The organism is Aureimonas glaciei (assembly GCF_014643375.1).
GTDB classification, from domain to species: domain Bacteria; phylum Pseudomonadota; class Alphaproteobacteria; order Rhizobiales; family Rhizobiaceae; genus Plantimonas; species Plantimonas glaciei.
This window is the reverse complement of sequence record NZ_BMJJ01000012.1, coordinates 126238-145553: the sequence shown is the minus strand read 5'-3', so window position 1 is coordinate 145553 and position 19316 is coordinate 126238. Positions and strand designations below refer to the sequence as shown.

Below are 19316 nucleotides of genomic sequence, written 5' to 3'. Positions count from 1 at the left end.
GGCCCCTATGCGGCGCTTTCCCGGCAGAGCAAAGGGTTGCACAGCGTGGGCCGCTGCCCTCAGGCGCGAACGATGATCTCGATGGCCGATTCCGGAACGTTCAGACCGATCGCCAAGCCTGCCTTGGCCGCCGGAATCGTGAGCCCCTTCTTCGAGGACTCCGCGACGACTGGCTCGTAATCCAGAGCCTTGAAGTCGATCTCGGGATAGTCGCTGTCCTTCCAGTACGCGACCGGGTTACGGCCAGACCATTGGTCCTTCACATCGATCCGGGCCACCTCGCTGACCAGGATCAGCCAACGCCCCTTCGTCTCCGTCGAGGGAACTACGTCCTTCACCTTACCGACGAGGAAGGCCGAGCCATGCTCCTCCGGACCTTCGGAATCCCGGGTCTTGGCGTTGCGGCACATAACGACATAATCGCACCGCGCCGCCCGCGTCCGGTCAAGCGCCCAGGACTGCGTACCGCCGACCTCCAAAATCGTCTCGACCGATTTATATGTCAGCACAGCTATAACATCACTCATGGAAACATCCTCTCTGATTAACTGACATATGAGATACTTTCTTGAATGTATCAATAGCATTTTAGAGATTTAACTGAAATGAGCGCCCAAGCTTCGCCATATCTCGTGAGGCCGCTCGCTCATTTTCCCCGAACGGTGACATGCAAACGGCTTGCATCTATCCGGAGCGACGAGGTCCGGAGGAAACATGGGTTCGATCATCGACGACGACTACAAGGTGCACATGGCTGGCGTGGTGCAGGAGGGCTTCGTCCTCGATCCACCCGGGTACGAGCGCCTGTCGATGTGGACGTACATGCTCATGCATCTGGTCAACGCCCGCACCAATTTCGAATGGGTGCGAGACCATCCCGTCGAACTGGACGACATGGAGAACGCCCTGCGCCAGCAGGCCTTTCTGATCGCCGGCGTCATGGCCTACTGCCGATGCTATGCGTCGTCCGGGGCCATGATCCCCACGTTGGACGCCAAGCAGGTCTATGCCGGATCGGCGGACGGCCAGGACGTTCACTCGCGACTTATCAAGCTTCGAAATACGGTGGCGGCGCACACCGACGCCTCCGATGTCGTCCGGCTGACCCTGGCCGTGAAGGAGGAGCCCGACCGCGTTGTCGTCCGTCACCTCTGGACGATGGCGGTCCCGATCGACGAGATCGCTGACTTTCTCGAAGCCGTCGAATGTACCGACCACTTCGTTACCGTTAGCCTGAACAAATACATCGGTCATCTCGAAAAGAGCACCGGCAAGAACATTGAACTGGACTGACGTTTTCCCGGTATCACCGCGGCTCCTGACGCGAAAACCACCCCCGCTTATCTGCGCTGATCCTTGGTCAGACTGATCGCCTGACGCCATCAACCCGTAAAGGGTCGGCTATGCGAGCATGCCGCCGCCTCGGCTGCGCCTGCGCGGTGATTGCAGCGCTCAGTCCGACACTTCGGGCGCCTGTCAGCGGGGGATGGTCCTCCGCTCAACAGGAGCCGGATCGATGTCCCTTAACGACGCGCACGCCTTCGCCTTCAGCCTCGCCACCACCCTGATGGCCGCCATCATCATCTTCCAGGCCGGTGACGGCACCCTCTCGGTAACACCCGCCAGCGAGTACGACGGCGACATGGCCGCGATCGTCCACGAGATCGATCCTTTCGCCCCATAACCGGGGCGAACCGGCGTCGCCGCGCGGAAGTCGCCGCGATTTCCGCTCCCGGCGCAGCCGATTTTCAGCTATAGTTCGAGCGCGCCGTGGTGGTGGTGGAGGCGCGACCGTCAGACTATTTCTCACGGAGGCCACCACCATGATCATCCTCGCAATACTTGCATCCCTCGCAGCCATCGGCCTGCTCTGCTGGCTGCTGTTCACGCTGGCCGTCTTCGCGCTTCCGGTATTCGTCGGCGCGACCGCTGGGGACTGGGCTCACGGCACCGGCGCCGGAATCCCTGGCGCCATCGTGGTCGGCGCTGTCGCGGCCGCCGTCACGCTCGCGGCCGGTCACCTCCTGATCACCTTCGTTAGGCCGATGTGGCTGAAGCTGATCGTGGCCATCGTCTTCGTCGCGCCGGCGGCGATTGCGGGATTCCACGCCACGCATGGCATCGTGAAGCACCTCATGCCTTCCGAAGGATGGCAGATCGCCATCTCCGTCATTGGCGCGATTGCAGTGGGCATAACCGCCTTCACACGGGTCGCAGGAATGGCGGCGGCCCCGGCTCCGTCCGGCCGGGACCTCGCGCGAGCCTGATCGTCGTCATCGCCATTGCGAGGTGGCCAGCGATGGGCGGCGACCGCCCATGCCGTTTCAAGCCGTTGCGATTGATGCATGGAGCGCGGATCTACGCGCGCCCGGAAAGCGGCCCTCGTTGGAGCGGTTGCCGTGGCAGGGCACCTCTTGGCTGCACCACCGAACATCCGGCGTGGCGATCTCCTAGTCGGCGGTCGCGGGTCAGGATGCAACGCCCTGCCCTGTGGGGAGGAAACGAAGCTGGTGAGTATTGCCCCGACGCCGGTTTGCTGGTGCGGGACGGCCGCCATTTTCTCCGTTCTCTGACCGTGCATCAACCGCTCCAAACGGCCTCTTCAATGGCCTGATCTGGCCGAAGGCCGGCTTCGCCTCGATCGCCTATGACGCAACAGCCGCGTCAAACTTTCTTCCCCTGCCGGCTGCGCCGCCATTCCTCGCGAGACAAGAAAGCCCTCCTTGGCTGTCAAGCCCCTGCGGGGTGCGCCGTCTATCGCCTCCGGCCTGCCGATCGCCATCGAGGCCGCAATGGTGCGGGCTCGCGAACGGAAAACGGAGACTTACAATGGCGACCATCGGCACCTTCAAGAAGACCGGCGCGAACGAGTTCACCGGCGAAATCGTTACCCTCAGCGTCCAGGCCAAGGGCGTGCGCATCGTCCCCGACCAGCGTGCCACCGGCGAGAACGCCCCCAGCCACCGGGTTCTGGTCGGCCGCGCGGAGATCGGCGCCGCCTGGTCCAAGCGCTCGAACGAAGGCCGCGACTATCTGGGCCTCAAGCTGGACGATCCGAGCTTCAACGCCCCCATCTACGCCAACCTCTTCGACGACGAGGACGAGAGCTTCTCGCTGATCTGGTCCCGCCCCAACGGGCGGCGCGGCGACTGAGGCTCGGGCGAGGCCCCGGCCGAACAGGCCGGGGCTTTCGGCACCGAGGCGACCGAATCAGTTCTCGCCGAAGATGCCTCGGCGAGGCCCCAGCAGCAGCTTTTCAATGGTCAGACGACCAAAGCACGACTATAATAGTCGTAGTTCTGGCGTGCGCGTAGGTCTGAGTGGGAGGTGATCATGCATGATCACCGCCCGACAATCGCGGGCCGCACGCGCGTTGCTGGGTTGGACGCAGGAGACGCTCGCTGACAAGGCCCGAGTATCACTGACCGCGCTCAAGCGCCTCGAATCCGCAAGCGGCCTCGAGGTGTACGAGAGCACGCGAGATGAGGTCAGACGTGCCTTCGAACGTGGCGGGATTGTTTTCCTCAACTCCGACCAAGGCGTGGGGTTGATGCTGGTCGATGCAAAGAGAGAAGCCTAACCTAGGAGCGCATGCCCACACCGCCCGGCCTTCACGCCACGGCGCTTCCGGGATGCGATGCATTCAAAACATCGTTAACAATCCCCTTCAAAATGGATACATCTGTTGTCGGGGGATGCTGTGACCATAGAAGATTTTCTGGACCAGCCGCCTGGCGGCGCAGCGCTCACGGCCTACGACCGTGCGCATCTGAAGCTGTATCTACGACTTCTCGATGCTGACGCTGAAGGCGCGGACTGGAAAGCGGTCGTCGAAGCGCTGTTCGGAATCTGTCCCGAAGCCGAACCAGAGCGCGCCGCGCGCGTCCACACCGCCCATCTCGGCCGCGCAAAATGGATGACGACAAGCGGCTACTGCGAGCTTCTTGGCCCTCGTCTACATTGAGGTGATGCAGAACCTGCATCACGTCGAGCCGACTTCGTTCTTCCCAGCACCGACTCAACTTGGAATCGTGACGACCACAAAACTCGCGTTGCGTAACAAGTTCGCGGAGGCGGTGGAGATGTCCGAGGAAGAGAGTTGGCGGTCCGAGGCCGCCTATGACTATATCGACCAACTCACGACGAGCGAGCTCGCCTGGGAATTCCTGCGACGCAACCCGGATTACCGGATTGCCTTTCAGACACTACTGTCCTCCGGGCGATTGAGCGATGAAACAGCGTCGTCGTTCGCCGAGCAATGGGGGTTGTATTTTCGCAGCCGACCCAGGCATCACAGCTCTCGCCCAGCCGATCTTCTGGACCCCGCAAACCGATCCAGCGGCGATCATCCTCCAAACCGGCACGGTGCCGTCCGACGGATCGCATCTCAGCGTTGACGATCTTCGGATTCACGCTGTCCTCCAACAGGAAGCCGCGCTGCTTCGGCTGGATATGCGGGGAGCGCGCTTCGACGTCACTCTTGCCGGTTCGATGGAGGACAGGGCGCTCGCCGCCGTCATCCCTCTCGACGAACTCACACCGGATCGCCTGACCGCGCTGGGACGGTTCTGGGCGGCCGCAACAGGTCGACCGGTGCCGGACGATCCGCGCATGACGCCGCAACGACACCAGCGGGCACGGCAGATGCTGCGCGCGATCGACGCGCGACACGCCGGCGCCATCTACCGCGTCGTCGCCGAGCATCTCTTCCCTCAGCACAAAATCGACGCAGCATCCTGGGTCGGCGACCCCATCCGGGAAATTACCATCCGTCTCGCTCGCGACGGCATGAAACTCGTTCGCGGCGGCTACCGCACATTGCTGCGCCGCCCGCGCCGGGATCGCTGATATCGCCCGAGTGTCGATTTTAGAGTCTTACTTCGACATCGTCCAAGCCGCCGTCTCCGCGCCACCGTGCTCGCAACCCGCCGCTCGTTCGCAGCGGCCTCCCGCGAGACCACGGAGGTTCGATCATGGCCGAAAAAGCCGCCAGTATACCGCCACGCTACCTGCGAACGCAGGAGGCGGCGCGCTTCCTCGGACTGTCCGAACGCACCCTCGAAAAGCACCGCACCTACGGCACGGGTCCGACCTACCGCAAGCTCGGCGGTCGCGTCGTCTATTCCGTCGATGACCTCCAGGCCTGGGCGGATCGCGGTCTCGTTACCTCGACCTCCGACCCGCGCGGCGGCACCGTGCTGCCGGCCAAACGCCAAACCGCCTCGCCCGCCACTGCCGGCGGCCGCTTTCCGCGCTGAGACGGCTGGCCATGTCGTCCCACCCCCACCATCGCGAGGAGCGCGCGCAGCTCGATCTGTTCCGGGCGCTGCCCGGCGATCTCGCACCCCGCGATGCGCAGGACCTCATGGCCTATCCGTTCTTCTCGCTCGCCAAGTCGAAACGCCTGGCGCCGATCGACTTCAAGGCGGGCTCGGTGAAGATCCGTGTCGAAGCCGTGCCCGAACACGGCATGGCCACGATCTGGGATGCGGACGTCCTCATCTGGGCCGCCTCCCAGATCGTTGAAGCGCGCGACGTCGGCTTGCGACCGTCGCGCCTGATGGCGACCACCCCCTATGAAATTCTGAACTTCATTGGTCGGGGCGTGTCGCTTCGCGACTACGACCGGCTGAAGGCTGCGCTCGACCGGCTGCAGTCGACCACGGTCGCGACCTCGATCCGCCAGCCGACCGAGCGGCGGATGCATCGCTTCTCCTGGATCAACGAATGGAAGGAGCGCGCCGATCACCGCGGCCGCCCGCTTGGCCTCGAGCTGATTCTCCCCGACTGGTTTTACGGTGCCGTCCTCGACGACGCGCTCGTGCTGACGATCGACCGCAAATACTTCGATCTCACCGGTGGTCTGGAGCGCTGGCTCTACCGGCTGGTGCGCAAGCACGGCGGCAAACAGGAGTTCGGCTGGAGCTTCGACTTCCCCCACCTCCATGCCAAGTCCGGCAGCCTCTCGCCGCTCAAACACTTCGCCTACGACCTGCGCGACATCGTCCGCCGCCAGCCGTTGCCGGGCTATCGCCTGACCATCGAGCAATGCGTCGGCGGTCCCGAAATCCTGTCCTTCGTACCCACCGATCCCGACGCGCTCGGCATCCCGCGCCGCCGTCGCCGCTCGACAACTCGCCCTGGGGATAAGCTGTGAATCATCTCGTGCTATCAGGGACCGGCACTATCGTGCCATCGAGGACCGGAGTCTCGTGCTATCGGGGACCGAAATCACCAATTTCTCGCTTTGAATCAGCACCTTGCGAGCCCCGTAACTTAACTAACCTAGATTCCTACGGAATCTTTCTAACGGAACCCGGATTTTCGCGCCGTGTGGACGAGTCCCCGATCGCCGGGAGACCGTCATGATCGTCGCGTTCCTCAACCAGAAGGGCGGCGTCGGAAAGACGACGCTCGCCCTGCACCTCGCCGGTGAATGGGCTCGGCATGGGCAGCGCGTCGCGCTGATCGACGCCGATCCGCAAGGATCCGCGCTCGACTGGTCGCAGCAGCGCAGCCGGGAGGGATTGGAGCGGCTGTTCGGTGTTGTCGGCCTGGCGCGCGACACGCTGCACCGCGAAGCGCCCGAGCTGGCGCGCGACGTCGATCATGTCGTCATCGACGGACCGCCGCGTGTCGCCGGTCTGATGCGCTCGGCGCTGCTCGCCGCCGATCTCGTGCTGATCCCGGTGCAGCCGTCCCCGCTCGACGGCTGGGCGTCGGCCGAGATGCTGTCGCTGCTTAACGAAGCGCGAATCTACCGCCCCGACCTCAAAGCGCGGTTTGTGCTGAACCGCTGTGCGGCTCGCACGATCCTCGCCCGCGAAACCGCCGAAACGCTTGCGGAGCACGATCCGCCGCCGCTGCGCACCACCATCGGTCAGCGCATCGCTTTCGCTGATGTCGTGCAGACCGGGCGGCTCGCGGCCGAGCAGGACGAGACATCGCCCGCCGCGCGGGAGATCGCCGCGCTCGCCGCCGAAGTGACGGAAATCGGGGCATGAGCGAGCGGTCCCCGAAACGCAGCTTCGCATCCCGCCCGGCCGATCCGGAAAGCTGGGTCAAAGCGCCAGACCGTCCATCCGCGTGTGCGGACGCCGCCGCCGACTTCACCGCTAGGCTGACGATCGACGTCACCGCCGACATGCGCGGGCGGATCAAGATCGCGGCCTTCCAGCGCGGCCAGACCGTCGCCGACATGCTGCGCGCCCTGTTCGCGCGCGAATTCCCCACCAACGAAGGAGAGCCTCGATGATCGGTGTCACCGACACGTCGCTGCGCAGCGGCTTGCCGCGCGCGCCTGCGGCCGATTCCCTGACGCATGTCGAGCTGACGTGGATCGAGAAGAAGATCGAGTTCTGGATCAGGTTCGGTCGCGAGACCGCCGAACAGATCCTCGACCGCCGCCGGCGCGTTGTATCCTTCGCGCCGGGCAGCGTCTTCGCCTTCGTTCGCTGGACGTCGAACGATTACGGCACCGCGCATTCGCGGCTCGACATCATTCGCGCCGTGAATGCCGGCGAGCGCTGTCAGACCCTACCGTTCGTGCGCCCCGGCGGCGACATCCTGTTGCGCGCGGACGGATGGCCGAAGGTCGAGCGCGTGCTCCAGCTCATCGATGCGATCGAGGCGCGTGGCATCGAAGTGATCGACGTTTCGCCCGATCACTGGCGCCACGTCCACAACCGTCTCGCCGTCGGAGAACCGCCTCGCACCTACTCCCAACAGCAGCATCGCGCCTTCCTCCTGCGCCGGAGGGTCGCGCCATGAGCCGCTTTGGATATGTCATGACGACCTACTTCGCGGTGATGCTGATGGGCATCCTGTCGATCGTGTCGTTCGCGCCGAAGCTGATCTGGAATGCCTCTACGAGCACGCCGATCGGCCTCTATGCGATCAGTTCCAGCGACGGACTGGAAGCGTCCGACCTCGTCGCCGTAGCAGCGCCGGAGCCGATCGCCACATTCCTGGCCGATGGAGGATATCTGCCGCGCGGCGTGCCGCTGCTGAAGCGGGTCGCCGGCCTTCCCGGACAAAGTGTGTGCCGTACCGGTCATACAATCACCGTCGATGGCCAAACCATCGGCAATGCGCTCGACCGCGATCGCCGGGGTCGCGAACTACCGGCCTGGCGGGGATGCCGCCTCGTCGCCGACGACGAACTTTTCCTGATGAACTGGCAGGTCCGCGACAGCCTCGACGGCCGTTACTTTGGCCCGGTTCCCGCCAGTTCCGTCATCGGCGTGGCCACCCCCCTCTACACCGACGAGGACGGCGATGGCCGCTTCGTCTGGCGCGCGCCGACGCGGTGACGGCACGCCCATGACCTTGTCCACCGCAATCTGAAGGAGACGACCCATGTCCTTGATCGGTCAATTCACGCGCGAAAATGATGGCTTCATCGGCCACTTGATGACGCTGTCATTGCACCAAGACATTATCATCGTTCCGGCCGAACCGTCAGATGCCGAGAACGCGCCCGACTTCCGCGTCCATGTTCTCGACAGCATGAACAACGAAACCGGCGCCGAGATCGGCGCGGGGTGGAAGCGCACCGGCGAGAAGGCCGGCGAGTATGTTTCGCTGCAGATCGACGATCCGACGTTCAGCCAGCCGATCCGTGCCAATCTCTTCCAGTCGGCCGACGACAAATCCGCCTGGGGCTTGCAGTGGAACCGACCGCCCAAGCGCGCCGAGCGGGACTGAGCGATGTCGGTCCCACGCCATAGAGCTGTCGTCGGGCGATCGAACACCGCCCGGCGCACAGCCTTCCTTTTCCTTTCCGGCCTTCTGCTTTCCGCGCCGCTTTGCGCCCACGCGAACGCGCAGGACGTACCGGCCGAACGCCCGTCTCGCGTCGATCCTGTAGCAGCCTTCGTAACCGAAGCGGCGCAGCGGTTCGGCGTTCCGGAGCGCTGGATTCGTGCGGTCATGCGGGTGGAAAGCGCCGGCGATGTCCGCGCGATCTCGTCGGCCGGCGCGATGGGATTGATGCAGGTCATGCCCGCGACCTGGGCTGATCTGCGCGTCCGTCATCGGCTCGGCTCGAACCCCTTTGATCCACGCGACAACATCCTGGCGGGCACTGCCTACCTGCGCGAGATGCATGATCGCTACGGCTCGCCCGGCTTTCTGGCGGCCTACAATGCCGGTCCCGGCCGCTACGAGGAATATCGCGCGACCGGCCGCCCATTGCCGGCGGAAACGCGCGCCTATGTCGCCGCTCTCGCACCGATCATCGGCCGCGGCGATCTCGCTGCCCCCGTAACGGTGGCGACCGCCGATCCGCTCGCCTGGACCCGTGCGCCGCTCTTCATCGTGCAGCTCGACGGCAACCCGGGTGCAGCTCGGCGACAGAACGACGGTACTCCGGCTGCACCATCCGCGCAGGAGTCGGCGCGCGATCCGGTACTGCCCGCACCGCGATCGGACGGCCTATTCGTGGCGCGAACCGATACTGCGGGGCCGCGATGAGGGGCTTCGCACTCCCTGCGGCATTGTCGGGCTCTGGCGTGGATTTGGCGTCAGAGGCGGGAGGAACGGGCAGCACAACCGAACGATGGCGAGATAAAAGCGCGCGATGTGCGGCTTGGTGCGGTCGCGTGTTTTCAGAGACTTATGGCGCTTTGGCGCGAGGTGCGCCTGATCGGCGCAGCCTGCGCATCCGCCATTTCGCCAGGGATTTCCGCGCGTTTGCACGATGTGCGGGGTCCCGGCGATGAGTGGCGAGGACGATTTCCGCATCCGGCCGGGCCGCATCCGATCCACTCGCGCACAACAGGCGCGGCCCTTTATCGCCCAGGCGCTGGCCGCCGCCCAGCGCGCTGGCGGCAGCGTCTCGCGCTCCGGCAAGATCAGCTCGGGCAACCGATCGCGGTTCGGCCGCGGCCAGCGCGCGACGGTGCAGGCCAATCGTCTGCTCACCAGTCGATCGCGCAATACCGTGATCAAGACGCGCGTCGTCCGTCATAGCGCTCGGGCCGCGCCGCTCTCCGCGCACCTCAGCTATCTCCGGCGCGAGGGTGTCACCCGGGATGGGGAGAAGGCCCGGCTGTTCGGGCCGGAGACCGAGGACGCCGATCCCCGGGCCTTTGCCGAGCGCACCCAGGACGACCGGCATCACTTCCGCTTCATCGTCTCGCCGGAGGACGCGGCGGAGATGTCCGATCTCAAGACCTATGCCCGCGACCTGATGGGCCAGATGGAGAAGGACCTGGCTACCCGCCTCGACTGGGTCGGCGTCGATCACTGGAACACCGACAATCCGCACGTCCATATCATCCTGCGCGGCCGCACCGATGACGGCCAGGACCTCGTCATCTCGCGCGACTACATCAAGGAAGGCATGCGCGCCCGCGCACAGGATCTCGTCACTCAGGAACTGGGGCCGCGCACCGATCACGAGATCCGCCGCAATCTCGAGCGCCAAATCGAGGCGGAGCGCTGGACCAATCTCGATCGCCAGCTTGCCCGCGACAGCTACCGTAACGGCGTCGTCGATCTCGCTCCGGACGCCGATCGCCAGCCCGACGAGTTTCACGCGATGAAGGTCGGCCGGCTGCGGAAGCTGGAGACGCTCGGCCTCGCGGATCAGGTCGGCCCCGGCCAATGGGTCGTGTCCGAGAATGCCGAGGCGACACTGCGCGAGCTGGGGGAGCGTGGTGACATCATCAAACGCATTCATCGCGGCCTGACCGAACGCGGCATCGAGCGCGGCGCGGCGAGCTATGTCCTCGCCGGCGAGAGCATGAACGATCCCGTCGTCGGCCGACTGGTCGATCGCGGTCTCGACGATGAGCTGAAGGGCACGGCCTATGCCGTGGTCGACGGCACGGACGGGCGAACCCATCACATCAAGCTGCCCGACCTCGACGCCGCCGGCGACAGCGCGCCGGGTTCGATCGTGGAGCTGCGCAAATTCGACGACGCGCAGGGACGCAGGCGGGTCGCGCTCGCCGTCCGCTCCGATCTCGACATCTCCGCCCAGGTCAACGCGACCGGCGCGACCTGGCTCGACCGGCAGGCGATCGCCCGCGATCCCGTCGCGCTCGGCGGTGGCGGCTTCGGCGCCGAGGTTCGCCAGGCGATCGACCGGCGGGCCGATCATCTCGTCAGGCAGGGCCTCGCCGAACGGCAAGCGCGCGGTGTCAGCTTCTCGCCGGGCCTGATCGACACGCTGCGGCAGCGCGAGGTGGAGGTCCTGGGCGAAAAGCTCGCGACCGAGACCGGGCGCCAGTTCTCCAAGGCCGCGACGGGCGAGTATGTGGCGGGCACCTATCGCCAGCGCTTCACGCTCGCTTCCGGCCGCTTCGCCATGATCGACGACGGCCTCGGCTTCCAGCTCGTGCCCTGGTCGCCCTCCCTCGAACGTCAGATCGGTCAGCACGTCTCCGGCGTGTCGCGCGGCGCCGGTGGCGTCGACTGGAGCTTCGGCCGCAATCGCGGCCTCGGCATGTAGCCCAATCAAGAAAGGAGTGCCTGCCATGTCGGCGACCAAGATCCTCTGGGGCCAGATTCTCACCGTCTTCCTGATCGTGCTCATGACGACCTGGGCGGCGACGCAGTGGACGGCCTATCGCCTCGGCTTCCAACCGCAGCTCGGACTCCCCTGGTTCGAACTGGCCGGCTGGCCGATCTACTATCCGCCCGCCTTCTTCTGGTGGTGGTACTTTTACGATGCCTATGCGCCGCCGATCTTCATCGAGGGCGCTTATATCGCGGCGTCTGGCGGCTTCATTTCCATCGCCGTCGCCATCGGCATGTCCGTTTGGCGGGCGCGTGAAGCCAAGAACGCCGAGACGTTCGGTTCCGCCCGATGGGCCGTCGCCCCCGAAGTGAGCGCAGCCGGCCTGCTGGGCCCGGATGGCGTCATCCTGGGGAAATTCGAGCGCGACTATCTCCGCCACGATGGTCCCGAGCATGTGCTGTGCTTTGCGCCCACGCGCTCAGGCAAGGGCGTCGGCCTGGTCGTGCCGTCGCTGCTGACCTGGCCGGGCTCCGCCATCGTCCACGATATCAAGGGAGAGAACTGGACGCTGACGGCGGGCTTCCGATCCCGGCACGGCCGCGTGCTGCTGTTCGATCCGACCAATGCGAAGTCAGCCGCCTACAATCCTCTGCTCGAGGTCCGCCGCGGCGAATGGGAGGTCCGCGACGTCCAGAATATCGCCGACATCCTGGTTGACCCGGAAGGCTCGCTCGAGAAGCGGAACCATTGGGAGAAGACCAGCCACGCATTGCTGGTCGGCGCGATCCTTCACGTCCTCTATGCCGAGGCCGACAAGACCCTGGCGGGCGTAGCCGCCTTCCTCTCCGACCCGAAGCGGCCGATCGATTCGACGCTCGCCGCCATGATGAAGACGGCGCACCTCGGCGAGGCCGGACCGCAACCGGTGATCGCTAGCGCCGCGCGCGAGCTGCTGAACAAATCCGACAACGAGCGTTCGGGCGTACTATCGACTGCGATGTCGTTCCTCGGGCTCTATCGCGATCCCGTCGTCGCCGAGGTCACACGCCGCTGCGACTGGCGCATCGTCGATATCGTCGGCGGCAAACATCCGACCACCCTCTACCTCGTCGTGCCGCCGTCGGACATCAACCGGACCAAGCCGCTGATCCGTCTGATCCTCAATCAGATCGGCCGCCGGCTCACGGAAGATCTGAAGGCGAAGGGCAATCGCCATCGGCTGCTGCTCATACTCGACGAATTCCCGGCGCTCGGCCGCCTCGACTTCTTCGAGAGCGCGCTCGCCTTCATGGCGGGCTACGGCCTCAAAGCCTTCCTCATCGCCCAGTCGCTGAACCAGATCGAGAAGGCCTATGGGCCGAACAACTCGATCCTCGATAATTGCCATGTGCGCGTCAGCTTCGCGACCAATGACGAGCGGACCGCCAAGCGTGTTTCGGACGCACTCGGCACCGCGACCGAGATGCGCGCGATGAAGAACTATGCCGGTCATCGCCTGTCGCCCTGGCTCGGCCACATGATGGTCTCGCGCTCGGAGACGGCCCGGCAGCTGATGACACCCGGCGAGATCATGCAGCTTCCGCCGTCCGACGAAATCGTCATGGTCGCCGGCACCCCGCCGATCCGCGCGAAGAAGGCGCGATATTATGAGGATGGCCGGTTTCAGGAGCGCATCCTGCCGCCGCCGAACTTGGTGAAGCCAGCGGCGACCCAAGTGGATGACTGGAGCATGCTGCCGCTACCATCAACGCCGGCCGTCTTGACGGCGATCGGCGGCGAGAGCGGATCGGAGGACGAGGACACGACCGACTCCGAGCGCCGGCACCAGCCGGAACTGAGCCGCTCAAAACCCGTCGAGCCTAAGCAACCCATCGAAAACGAGTTCGAGATCGATCCCCGTGACGACGCCGATGAGGACGCTGCACGTCTCTCGCGGATGAATCAGACCATGCGCCAGGTGGCACGCCAAGCGTCGCTCGATCCCGGCGACGGCATCGAGCTTTAGGAGGCACCATGGCAAAGCCTCCCAAAAAACAGCGGCTGTCCGTGTATCTCGAACCGGACGTCATGAAGGCGCTCGCCGCGCACGCCGCCAGGCGCGATCAATCCCTCTCGCTGATCGCGGAAGCCGGCATCGCCTCTTTCCTGTCGCCTGACGCCGCCGAACGGCAGGAGGCGGCGACGACGAAGCGGCTCGATCAGCTCGACCGGCGAATGGCGCGCATGGAGCGCGACCTCGGCATAGCCGTCGAAACGCTCGCCGTGTTCATCCGCTTCTGGCTGACCACGAACCCGCCGCTACCGGAGCCCGCCCAGGCAGCGGCGCGCGCCAAGGCCGGCGAGCGCTACGAGGCGTTCGTCACCGCGCTCGGCCGCCGACTCGCTCACGGGCCGAAGCTTCGGCAAGAGATTTCGGAGGACATCGCACCCGCGCACGACGCGGATTAATCACGGCTACGTCGACCGCAAGTATTCCGGCGTTCCGCCATTTCCCTGTCTTTGTACGCCACAGTACGACGACCACATTATGGTTGTTGTCAGGCCATGATTTCTGCCTCTTCTACTCATCCCCGATCCAGGGCCGCATGTCGCGGTCCCGCAAGCGAACGGGGACGACGTGGCGGCCACTCACCAGAAATCGGAGGCGATCCTTCGCGGCGCCCGCATGCTGCGCACGGCCCTCGGGCCGGCGATCGCCCGGTTTCTCGAAGACCCCACGATCGTCGAGGTGATGCTCAATCCCGATGGGCGGCTCTGGGTCGACAGGCTTTCCGAAGGGCTATCCGACACGGGTGAGCTGCTGTCGCCCTCGGACGGCGAGCGGATCATCCGGCTGGTCGCCCACCATGTTGGCGCCGAGGTTCATCCCGGCGCCCCGCGCGTCTCGGCCGAGCTGCCCGAAACGGGGGAGCGGTTCGAGGGGCTGTTGCCGCCGGTGGTATCCGCGCCGGCCTTCGCGATCCGCAAGCCCGCCGTCGCTGTGTTCACGCTCGACGATTATGTCGCCGCCGGGGTTATGGTTGCGGATCAGGCCGAGACGCTGCGCCAGGCCGTTGCCGATCGGTGCAACACCCTCGTCGCCGGCGGCACATCCACCGGCAAGACGACCCTCACCAACGCGCTGCTCGCCGAGGTCTCCAAGACCTCGGACCGCGTGGTCCTCATCGAGGACACGCGTGAACTGCAATGCGCCGCGCCCAATCTGGTCGCGATGCGGACGAAGGACGGCGTCGCCTCGCTCTCCGACCTCGTGCGCTCGTCGCTCCGCCTGCGCCCCGATCGCATCCCGATCGGCGAGGTGCGTGGGGCTGAAGCCCTCGACCTATTGAAGGCTTGGGGCACCGGACACCCCGGCGGGGTCGGCACCATCCACGCCGGCACCGCCATCGGCGCGCTGCGTCGCATGGAGCAGCTCATCCAGGAAGCCGTTGTCACCGTGCCGCGCGCGCTGATCGCCGAGACGATCGACTTGGTCGCCGTGCTGTCCGGTCGTGGCGCGTCGCGTCGCCTCGCCGAACTCGCCCGCATCGAGGGCCTCGGCCCCGACGGCGACTACCGCGTCACCCCCGCAAGCCAGCCCCTCACAGGAGACCCGTCATGATCCAGCATGCTTTGCGTATCCGCCGCCACATCGCCACGGCGGTGTCCGTCACCTTCGTCACGCTGGCGCTCGCGCCGGCTGCCCACGCATCCGGCTCGTCGATGCCGTGGGAGGCGCCGCTGCAGTCCATCCTCGAATCGATCGAGGGGCCGGTCGCCAAGATCATCGCGGTAATGATCATCATCATCACCGGCTTGACGCTGGCCTTCGGGGACACGTCGGGCGGCGCGCGTAAGCTGATCCAGATCGTCTTCGGCCTGTCGATCGCCTTCGCCGCGTCCAGCTTCTTCCTGTCGTTCTTCTCGTTCGGCGGCGGGGCGCTGGTCTGATGGCCGAGGGCGCGGACCATGGTGGCGAGCTGCCGGGCTTCTCGGTTCCGGTCCATCGGGCGCTGACCGAGCAGATCCTGCTCGGCGGCGCTCCCCGCTCGATCGCGATCCTCAACGGCACGCTCGCCGCCGCGCTCGGGCTTGGTCTCCGCCTCTGGCTAGTCGGCCTGGGCCTCTGGGTCATCGGTCACTTCGCAGCCGTCTGGGCCGCCAAGCGCGATCCGCAGTTCGTCGACGTCGTGCGAAAGCATCTGCGCATCCCCGGCCACCTGTCGGTTTGAGGAGCGACGCCGATGATGAACCTCGCTGAATATCGCAACCGCAACACCCGGCTTGCCGACTTCCTCCCCTGGGTCGCGCTGGTCGGCGAAGGCATCGTGCTCAACAAGGACGGCAGCCTGCAGCGCACCGCGCGCTTCCGCGGCCCCGACCTCGATAGCGCCGTGCCAGCCGAGCTGGTCGCCGTGGCCGGCCGACTTAACAACGCCTTTCGTCGCCTCGGCTCCGGCTGGGCGATCTTCGTCGAAGCGCAGCGCCACGGCGCCGCGACATATCCGGCGAGCATGTTCGCAGACAGCGCCTCGGCCCTGGTCGATGCCGAACGCAAGGCCGACTTCGAGGAAGCCGGAGCGCATTTCGAGTCCAGCTACTTCCTGACGTTCCTCTATTTGCCGCCGGCCGAAGACGTCGCGCGAGCCGAGACCTGGCTCTACGAGGGCCGTGATCACGCCGGCGTCGATGCGCACGAGATCCTGCACGGCTTCGCCGACCGCACCGATCGCATCCTCCAGCTCATCGACGCCTTCATGCCGGAATGCGAATGGCTGGATGACGGCGAGACGCTGACCTATCTGCATTCTACGGTCTCGACGAAGCGACACCGCGTCCGAGTGCCCGAGACGCCGATGTATCTCGACGCATTGCTAGCCGATCAGCCGCTGATCGGCGGGCTGGAGCCGCGCTTGGGCGAGGCGCATGTCCGCATCCTCACCATCGTCGGCTTTCCGACCGCGACCACGCCGGGCATCCTCGACGAGCTGAACCGCTTGGCCTTTCCCTATCGCTGGTCGACGCGCGCCGTGCTGCTCGACAAGACCGATGCCACCAAACTGCTGACCAAAATCCGGAGGCAATGGTTCGCCAAGCGCAAATCAATCGCCGCCATCTTGAAGGAGGTGATGACCAACGAGGCCTCCTCCCTCGTGGACACCGATGCGTCCAACAAAGCGGCCGATGCCGACATGGCGTTGCAGGAGCTGGGCGCGGACTACGCCGGCCAGGCTTACGTGACCGCGACGATCACCGTCTGGGACGATGATCCGCGCATCGCCGCCGAAAAGCTACGGATGGTCGAGAAAGTCATCCAGGGCCGCGACTTCACGTCGATGCCCGAGACCATCAACGCCGTGGACGCCTGGCTCGGCTCGCTGCCCGGCCATGTCTACGCCAACGTCCGCCAACCTCCGATCAACACACTGAATCTCGCCCACATGATCCCGCTTTCGGCGGTGTGGGCGGGACCGGAACGGGACGAGCATTTTGCAGCACCCCCACTGCTGTTCGGCAAGACCGAAGGCTCGACCCCGTTCCGGCTTTCCATCCATGTCGGGGACGTCGGCCATACTCTGATCGTTGGCCCGACCGGCGCCGGCAAGTCGGTGCTGCTGGCGTTGATGGCGCTGCAGTTTCGGCGCTATCCCCAAAGCCAAGTCTTCGCGTTCGACTTTGGCGGATCGATCCGCGCCGCCGCGCTCGCCATGCGAGGAGACTGGCACGATCTTGGCGGTGGCCTCACCGAGGGCTCAGACGACAGCGTGTCGCTTCAGCCGCTCGCACGGATCGACGACGTCGCCGAGCGCGCCTGGGCCTCGGACTGGCTGGTCGCGATCCTGGCGCGCGAGAGCGTGCCGGTCACGCCCGAGGTGAAGGAGCACCTTTGGTCGGCCCTGTCCTCGCTGGCCTCCGCACCAATCGCCGAGCGGACGTTGACGGGTCTGTCCGTCCTGCTTCAGTCGAACGACCTGAAGCAAGCGCTCAGGCCCTATTGCGTAGGCGGTCCCTATGGACGGCTGCTCGACGCCGAGGCCGAGCATCTGGGTGAGGCCAATGTTCAGGTCTTCGAGACCGAAGGGCTGATCGGCACCGGCGCGGCTGCCGCTGTGCTCGCTTATCTCTTCCACCGTATCGAGGACCGCCTCGACGGTCGCCCGACGCTGCTGATCGTGGATGAAGGCTGGCTCGCGCTGGACGACGAGGGCTTCGCCGGTCAGCTCCGCGAGTGGCTGAAGACGCTGCGAAAGAAGAACGCCAGCGTCATCTTCGCGACGCAGTCGCTGTCGGACATCGACGGCTCTGCGATCGCGCCCGCCATTATCGAGAGCTGCCAGACCCGCATCCTGCTCCCGAACGAGCGCGCCATCGAGCCGCAGATCACCGCCATCTATCGCCGTTTCGGTCTCAACGATCGCCAGATCGAGATCCTCGCGCGGGCGATGCCCAAGCGCGATTATTACTGCCAGTCCCGGCGCGGCAATCGGCTATTCGAGCTGGGCCTGTCGGACGTAGCACTGGCGCTCTGCGCCGCCTCATCGAAGCAGCATCAGGCGCTGATCGCCGAGGTTCACGCCCGCAGCGGCACGGATGGGTTCCTTGCCGAATGGCTCGCGGAGAACCGGCTCGCCTGGGCGGCAGACCTGATCGCTGACCTCACCAACGTCACCCCCCAAACCGATCCGGAGGCACGCCGATGACCCATTCCGTTCAATCCCGCTCGCTCGCGCTGCGTCTGACCGCCGCGCTGTTGGCCGCGCCGATCGCGCTCTCGCCGATCCTCAGCACACCCGCCGCCGCGCAATGGATCGTCTACGATCCGACCAATTATGCGCAGAATGTCCTGACAGCGGCGCGCACCCTGCAGCAGGTCAATCAGCAGATCACCCAGCTTCAGAACGAAGCGACGATGCTGATCAACCAGGCCCGCAACCTCACCAGCCTGCCATACTCCTCTCTACAGCAGCTTCAGCAGTCGGTTCAGCGCACCCAACAGCTTCTGCAACAGGCGCAGGGCATCGCCTACGACGTCCAGCGCATCGACCAGGCTTTTACGTCTACCTACGGCAACGCGTCGATGTCCGCCTCCGACCAGGCGCTTGTGGCGGGCGCGCGCGAGCGCTGGCAGAACACCGTCGGCGGTCTGCAGGATGCCATGCGCGTCCAGGCGGGCGTCGTCGGAAATATCGACACCAACCGCACCGAAATGTCCTCATTGATCGGCCGCAGCCAAGGGGCGACGGGCGCGCTGCAGGCGACTCAGGCCGGCAACCAGCTTCTCGCGCTGCAGGCGCAGCAGCTCGCCGACCTGACCGCCGTCGTCGCGGCGAATGGCCGGGCGCAAGCGCTCTCCGAAGCCGAGCGTGCCGCAGCCGCCGAACAGGGCCGAGAGCAGCGTCGCCGCTTCCTGACGCCGGGCACGGGCTATCAGCCCGGCAACGCCCGCATGTTCCCGAACGGCAACTGAGGGCACGACCATGGACGGGAATCTGCTCGCCCGGCTCGGCGCCGTCGTCTTCGTCGCGGTCGCGATCACCGCGACCGCGATCGAGATGAACCGGAAAGAGGAAACGCCAGAGCCGTGGGCGTCCGGCCGGACCATCCAGACGCAGGCCGATCCGCTCCGTAATGAGCTGATCCGCTGCCAGGGACTCGGCGAAGCCGGTCCCCGCGATGCCGCCTGCCTGCGGGCCTGGGCCGAGAACCGCAACCGCTTCCTCGCTCCCGGCGCCCGACCGGCCGAACGTCTACCGGAGCCACCCCCGGCGCCACGCGACAACCCCGCGTCCCCGATAGATCGCACCGATCGACCGGCTCTGGGGCCAACCGCGCCGATCGCTCAGCCACACCTCGACGAGGCTCGATAGCA

General features: G+C 65.7%; 26 protein-coding genes. 25 read left to right on the top strand and 1 reads right to left on the bottom strand.

Annotation, left to right across the window (positions count from 1 at the left end):
• Nucleotides 1-59: 59 nt before the first annotated feature.
• On the bottom strand, nt 60-527 hold the full coding sequence (locus IEX88_RS21505) for a hypothetical protein (RefSeq protein WP_188854535.1): 468 nt from the start codon (nt 525-527) through the stop codon (nt 60-62).
• Between the two features lie 187 nt (nt 528-714).
• Between IEX88_RS21505 and IEX88_RS21500 the strand changes: the two genes are divergently transcribed.
• From IEX88_RS21500 to trbK-alt, 25 genes are all read left to right on the top strand, one after another.
• On the top strand, nt 715-1293 hold the full coding sequence (locus tag IEX88_RS21500) for a hypothetical protein (RefSeq protein WP_188854534.1): 579 nt from the start codon (nt 715-717) through the stop codon (nt 1291-1293).
• 223 nt (nt 1294-1516) lie between these two features.
• On the top strand, nt 1517-1684 hold the full coding sequence (locus IEX88_RS21495) for a hypothetical protein (RefSeq protein WP_164714525.1): 168 nt from the start codon (nt 1517-1519) through the stop codon (nt 1682-1684).
• Between the two features lie 139 nt (nt 1685-1823).
• Complete coding sequence (locus tag IEX88_RS21490) at nt 1824-2267, top strand: hypothetical protein (protein WP_188854533.1); 444 nt, start codon at nt 1824-1826, stop codon at nt 2265-2267.
• A gap of 562 nt (nt 2268-2829) precedes the next feature.
• The gene (locus IEX88_RS21485; protein WP_188854532.1) at nt 2830-3153 is read left to right on the top strand and encodes a DUF736 domain-containing protein; all 324 of its coding nucleotides are present in this window, start codon (nt 2830-2832) and stop codon (nt 3151-3153) included.
• Between the two features lie 184 nt (nt 3154-3337).
• Complete coding sequence (locus IEX88_RS21480) at nt 3338-3580, top strand: helix-turn-helix domain-containing protein (protein WP_151040953.1); 243 nt, start codon at nt 3338-3340, stop codon at nt 3578-3580.
• A gap of 105 nt (nt 3581-3685) precedes the next feature.
• Nucleotides 3686-3964 (top strand): DNA -binding domain-containing protein, encoded by a 279-nt coding sequence (locus tag IEX88_RS21475; protein ID WP_244640418.1) that lies wholly within the window; start codon nt 3686-3688, stop codon nt 3962-3964.
• Between the two features lie 4 nt (nt 3965-3968).
• A complete protein-coding gene (locus IEX88_RS27335) occupies nt 3969-4397 on the top strand; it encodes a transcriptional regulator domain-containing protein (protein WP_373289643.1) in 429 nt (142 codons plus the stop codon).
• Nucleotides 4366-4848: a DUF2285 domain-containing protein gene (locus tag IEX88_RS21470; RefSeq protein WP_373289640.1), complete on the top strand. Its 483-nt coding sequence runs from the start codon at nt 4366-4368 to the stop codon at nt 4846-4848. The genes IEX88_RS27335 and IEX88_RS21470 overlap by 32 nt, the downstream gene beginning before the upstream one ends.
• A 125-nt stretch (nt 4849-4973) precedes the next feature.
• The gene (locus IEX88_RS21465) at nt 4974-5258 is read left to right on the top strand and encodes a helix-turn-helix transcriptional regulator (protein ID WP_188854530.1); all 285 of its coding nucleotides are present in this window, start codon (nt 4974-4976) and stop codon (nt 5256-5258) included.
• A gap of 11 nt (nt 5259-5269) precedes the next feature.
• Nucleotides 5270-6157, top strand: coding sequence for a replication initiator protein A (locus tag IEX88_RS21460; RefSeq protein ID WP_188854529.1), 888 nt, complete (start codon nt 5270-5272; stop codon nt 6155-6157).
• 208 nt (nt 6158-6365) lie between these two features.
• Nucleotides 6366-7004 (top strand): ParA family partition ATPase, encoded by a 639-nt coding sequence (gene parA / locus IEX88_RS21455; RefSeq protein ID WP_188854528.1) that lies wholly within the window; start codon nt 6366-6368, stop codon nt 7002-7004.
• A complete protein-coding gene (locus IEX88_RS21450; protein ID WP_188854527.1) occupies nt 7001-7255 on the top strand; it encodes a hypothetical protein in 255 nt (84 codons plus the stop codon). Before parA ends, IEX88_RS21450 begins: the two co-directional genes overlap by 4 nt.
• Entirely contained in the window at nt 7252-7770 is a 519-nt protein-coding gene (locus IEX88_RS21445) for a DUF2840 domain-containing protein (RefSeq protein ID WP_188854526.1), read from the top strand. The genes IEX88_RS21450 and IEX88_RS21445 overlap by 4 nt, the downstream gene beginning before the upstream one ends.
• On the top strand, nt 7767-8312 hold the full coding sequence (locus IEX88_RS21440; protein ID WP_188854525.1) for a S26 family signal peptidase: 546 nt from the start codon (nt 7767-7769) through the stop codon (nt 8310-8312). Before IEX88_RS21445 ends, IEX88_RS21440 begins: the two co-directional genes overlap by 4 nt.
• A gap of 46 nt (nt 8313-8358) precedes the next feature.
• Complete coding sequence (locus tag IEX88_RS21435; protein ID WP_188854524.1) at nt 8359-8706, top strand: DUF736 domain-containing protein; 348 nt, start codon at nt 8359-8361, stop codon at nt 8704-8706.
• Between the two features lie 3 nt (nt 8707-8709).
• The gene (locus IEX88_RS21430; RefSeq protein ID WP_188854523.1) at nt 8710-9474 is read left to right on the top strand and encodes a lytic transglycosylase domain-containing protein; all 765 of its coding nucleotides are present in this window, start codon (nt 8710-8712) and stop codon (nt 9472-9474) included.
• Nucleotides 9475-9718: 244 nt separating this feature from the next.
• Nucleotides 9719-11458 (top strand): relaxase/mobilization nuclease domain-containing protein, encoded by a 1740-nt coding sequence (locus IEX88_RS21425; RefSeq protein ID WP_188854522.1) that lies wholly within the window; start codon nt 9719-9721, stop codon nt 11456-11458.
• A gap of 25 nt (nt 11459-11483) precedes the next feature.
• Nucleotides 11484-13472, top strand: coding sequence for a conjugal transfer protein TraG (locus tag IEX88_RS21420; protein ID WP_188854521.1), 1989 nt, complete (start codon nt 11484-11486; stop codon nt 13470-13472).
• Nucleotides 13473-13480: 8 nt separating this feature from the next.
• Nucleotides 13481-13915, top strand: a complete 435-nt coding sequence (locus IEX88_RS21415; RefSeq protein WP_099555746.1) for a CopG family transcriptional regulator — start codon at nt 13481-13483, stop codon at nt 13913-13915.
• A gap of 217 nt (nt 13916-14132) precedes the next feature.
• Entirely contained in the window at nt 14133-15068 is a 936-nt protein-coding gene (trbB, locus tag IEX88_RS21410) for a P-type conjugative transfer ATPase TrbB (RefSeq protein WP_444542187.1), read from the top strand.
• A complete protein-coding gene (locus tag IEX88_RS21405) occupies nt 15065-15397 on the top strand; it encodes a TrbC/VirB2 family type IV secretion system protein (RefSeq protein WP_188854519.1) in 333 nt (110 codons plus the stop codon). The genes trbB and IEX88_RS21405 overlap by 4 nt, the downstream gene beginning before the upstream one ends.
• Nucleotides 15397-15678 (top strand): VirB3 family type IV secretion system protein, encoded by a 282-nt coding sequence (locus IEX88_RS21400; RefSeq protein WP_188854518.1) that lies wholly within the window; start codon nt 15397-15399, stop codon nt 15676-15678. The genes IEX88_RS21405 and IEX88_RS21400 overlap by 1 nt, the downstream gene beginning before the upstream one ends.
• Before the next feature lie 12 nt (nt 15679-15690).
• Nucleotides 15691-18147, top strand: coding sequence for a conjugal transfer protein TrbE (gene trbE, locus IEX88_RS21395; RefSeq protein WP_188854517.1), 2457 nt, complete (start codon nt 15691-15693; stop codon nt 18145-18147).
• Nucleotides 18144-18914 (top strand): P-type conjugative transfer protein TrbJ, encoded by a 771-nt coding sequence (gene trbJ / locus IEX88_RS21390; protein WP_188854516.1) that lies wholly within the window; start codon nt 18144-18146, stop codon nt 18912-18914. The genes trbE and trbJ overlap by 4 nt, the downstream gene beginning before the upstream one ends.
• A 10-nt stretch (nt 18915-18924) precedes the next feature.
• On the top strand, nt 18925-19314 hold the full coding sequence (gene trbK-alt, locus IEX88_RS21385; protein WP_188854515.1) for a putative entry exclusion protein TrbK-alt: 390 nt from the start codon (nt 18925-18927) through the stop codon (nt 19312-19314).
• The last annotated feature ends 2 nt before the right edge of the window (nt 19315-19316 follow it).

Bases quoted from the DNA above. Each gene is read 5' to 3' on its own strand.
- trbJ (WP_188854516.1), top strand. From the start codon at position 18,144: ATGACCCATTCCGTTCAATCCCGCTCGCTCGCGCTGCGTCTGACCGCC.
- IEX88_RS21425 (WP_188854522.1), top strand. From the start codon at position 9,719: ATGAGTGGCGAGGACGATTTCCGCATCCGGCCGGGCCGCATCCGATCC.
- IEX88_RS21420 (WP_188854521.1), top strand. From the start codon at position 11,484: ATGTCGGCGACCAAGATCCTCTGGGGCCAGATTCTCACCGTCTTCCTG.
- IEX88_RS21480 (WP_151040953.1), top strand. From the start codon at position 3,338: ATGATCACCGCCCGACAATCGCGGGCCGCACGCGCGTTGCTGGGTTGG.
- IEX88_RS21460 (WP_188854529.1), top strand. From the start codon at position 5,270: ATGTCGTCCCACCCCCACCATCGCGAGGAGCGCGCGCAGCTCGATCTG.
- IEX88_RS27335 (WP_373289643.1), top strand. From the start codon at position 3,969: ATGCAGAACCTGCATCACGTCGAGCCGACTTCGTTCTTCCCAGCACCG.
- IEX88_RS21485 (WP_188854532.1), top strand. From the start codon at position 2,830: ATGGCGACCATCGGCACCTTCAAGAAGACCGGCGCGAACGAGTTCACC.
- parA (WP_188854528.1), top strand. From the start codon at position 6,366: ATGATCGTCGCGTTCCTCAACCAGAAGGGCGGCGTCGGAAAGACGACG.
- IEX88_RS21405 (WP_188854519.1), top strand. From the start codon at position 15,065: ATGATCCAGCATGCTTTGCGTATCCGCCGCCACATCGCCACGGCGGTG.
- IEX88_RS21500 (WP_188854534.1), top strand. From the start codon at position 715: ATGGGTTCGATCATCGACGACGACTACAAGGTGCACATGGCTGGCGTG.
- IEX88_RS21495 (WP_164714525.1), top strand. From the start codon at position 1,517: ATGTCCCTTAACGACGCGCACGCCTTCGCCTTCAGCCTCGCCACCACC.
- IEX88_RS21435 (WP_188854524.1), top strand. From the start codon at position 8,359: ATGTCCTTGATCGGTCAATTCACGCGCGAAAATGATGGCTTCATCGGC.
- trbK-alt (WP_188854515.1), top strand. From the start codon at position 18,925: ATGGACGGGAATCTGCTCGCCCGGCTCGGCGCCGTCGTCTTCGTCGCG.
- IEX88_RS21440 (WP_188854525.1), top strand. From the start codon at position 7,767: ATGAGCCGCTTTGGATATGTCATGACGACCTACTTCGCGGTGATGCTG.
- IEX88_RS21400 (WP_188854518.1), top strand. From the start codon at position 15,397: ATGGCCGAGGGCGCGGACCATGGTGGCGAGCTGCCGGGCTTCTCGGTT.
- trbE (WP_188854517.1), top strand. From the start codon at position 15,691: ATGATGAACCTCGCTGAATATCGCAACCGCAACACCCGGCTTGCCGAC.
- IEX88_RS21465 (WP_188854530.1), top strand. From the start codon at position 4,974: ATGGCCGAAAAAGCCGCCAGTATACCGCCACGCTACCTGCGAACGCAG.
- IEX88_RS21430 (WP_188854523.1), top strand. From the start codon at position 8,710: ATGTCGGTCCCACGCCATAGAGCTGTCGTCGGGCGATCGAACACCGCC.
- IEX88_RS21445 (WP_188854526.1), top strand. From the start codon at position 7,252: ATGATCGGTGTCACCGACACGTCGCTGCGCAGCGGCTTGCCGCGCGCG.
- IEX88_RS21505 (WP_188854535.1), bottom strand. From the start codon at position 527: ATGAGTGATGTTATAGCTGTGCTGACATATAAATCGGTCGAGACGATT.
- trbB (WP_444542187.1), top strand. From the start codon at position 14,133: ATGCTGCGCACGGCCCTCGGGCCGGCGATCGCCCGGTTTCTCGAAGAC.
- IEX88_RS21450 (WP_188854527.1), top strand. From the start codon at position 7,001: ATGAGCGAGCGGTCCCCGAAACGCAGCTTCGCATCCCGCCCGGCCGAT.
- IEX88_RS21415 (WP_099555746.1), top strand. From the start codon at position 13,481: ATGGCAAAGCCTCCCAAAAAACAGCGGCTGTCCGTGTATCTCGAACCG.
- IEX88_RS21490 (WP_188854533.1), top strand. From the start codon at position 1,824: ATGATCATCCTCGCAATACTTGCATCCCTCGCAGCCATCGGCCTGCTC.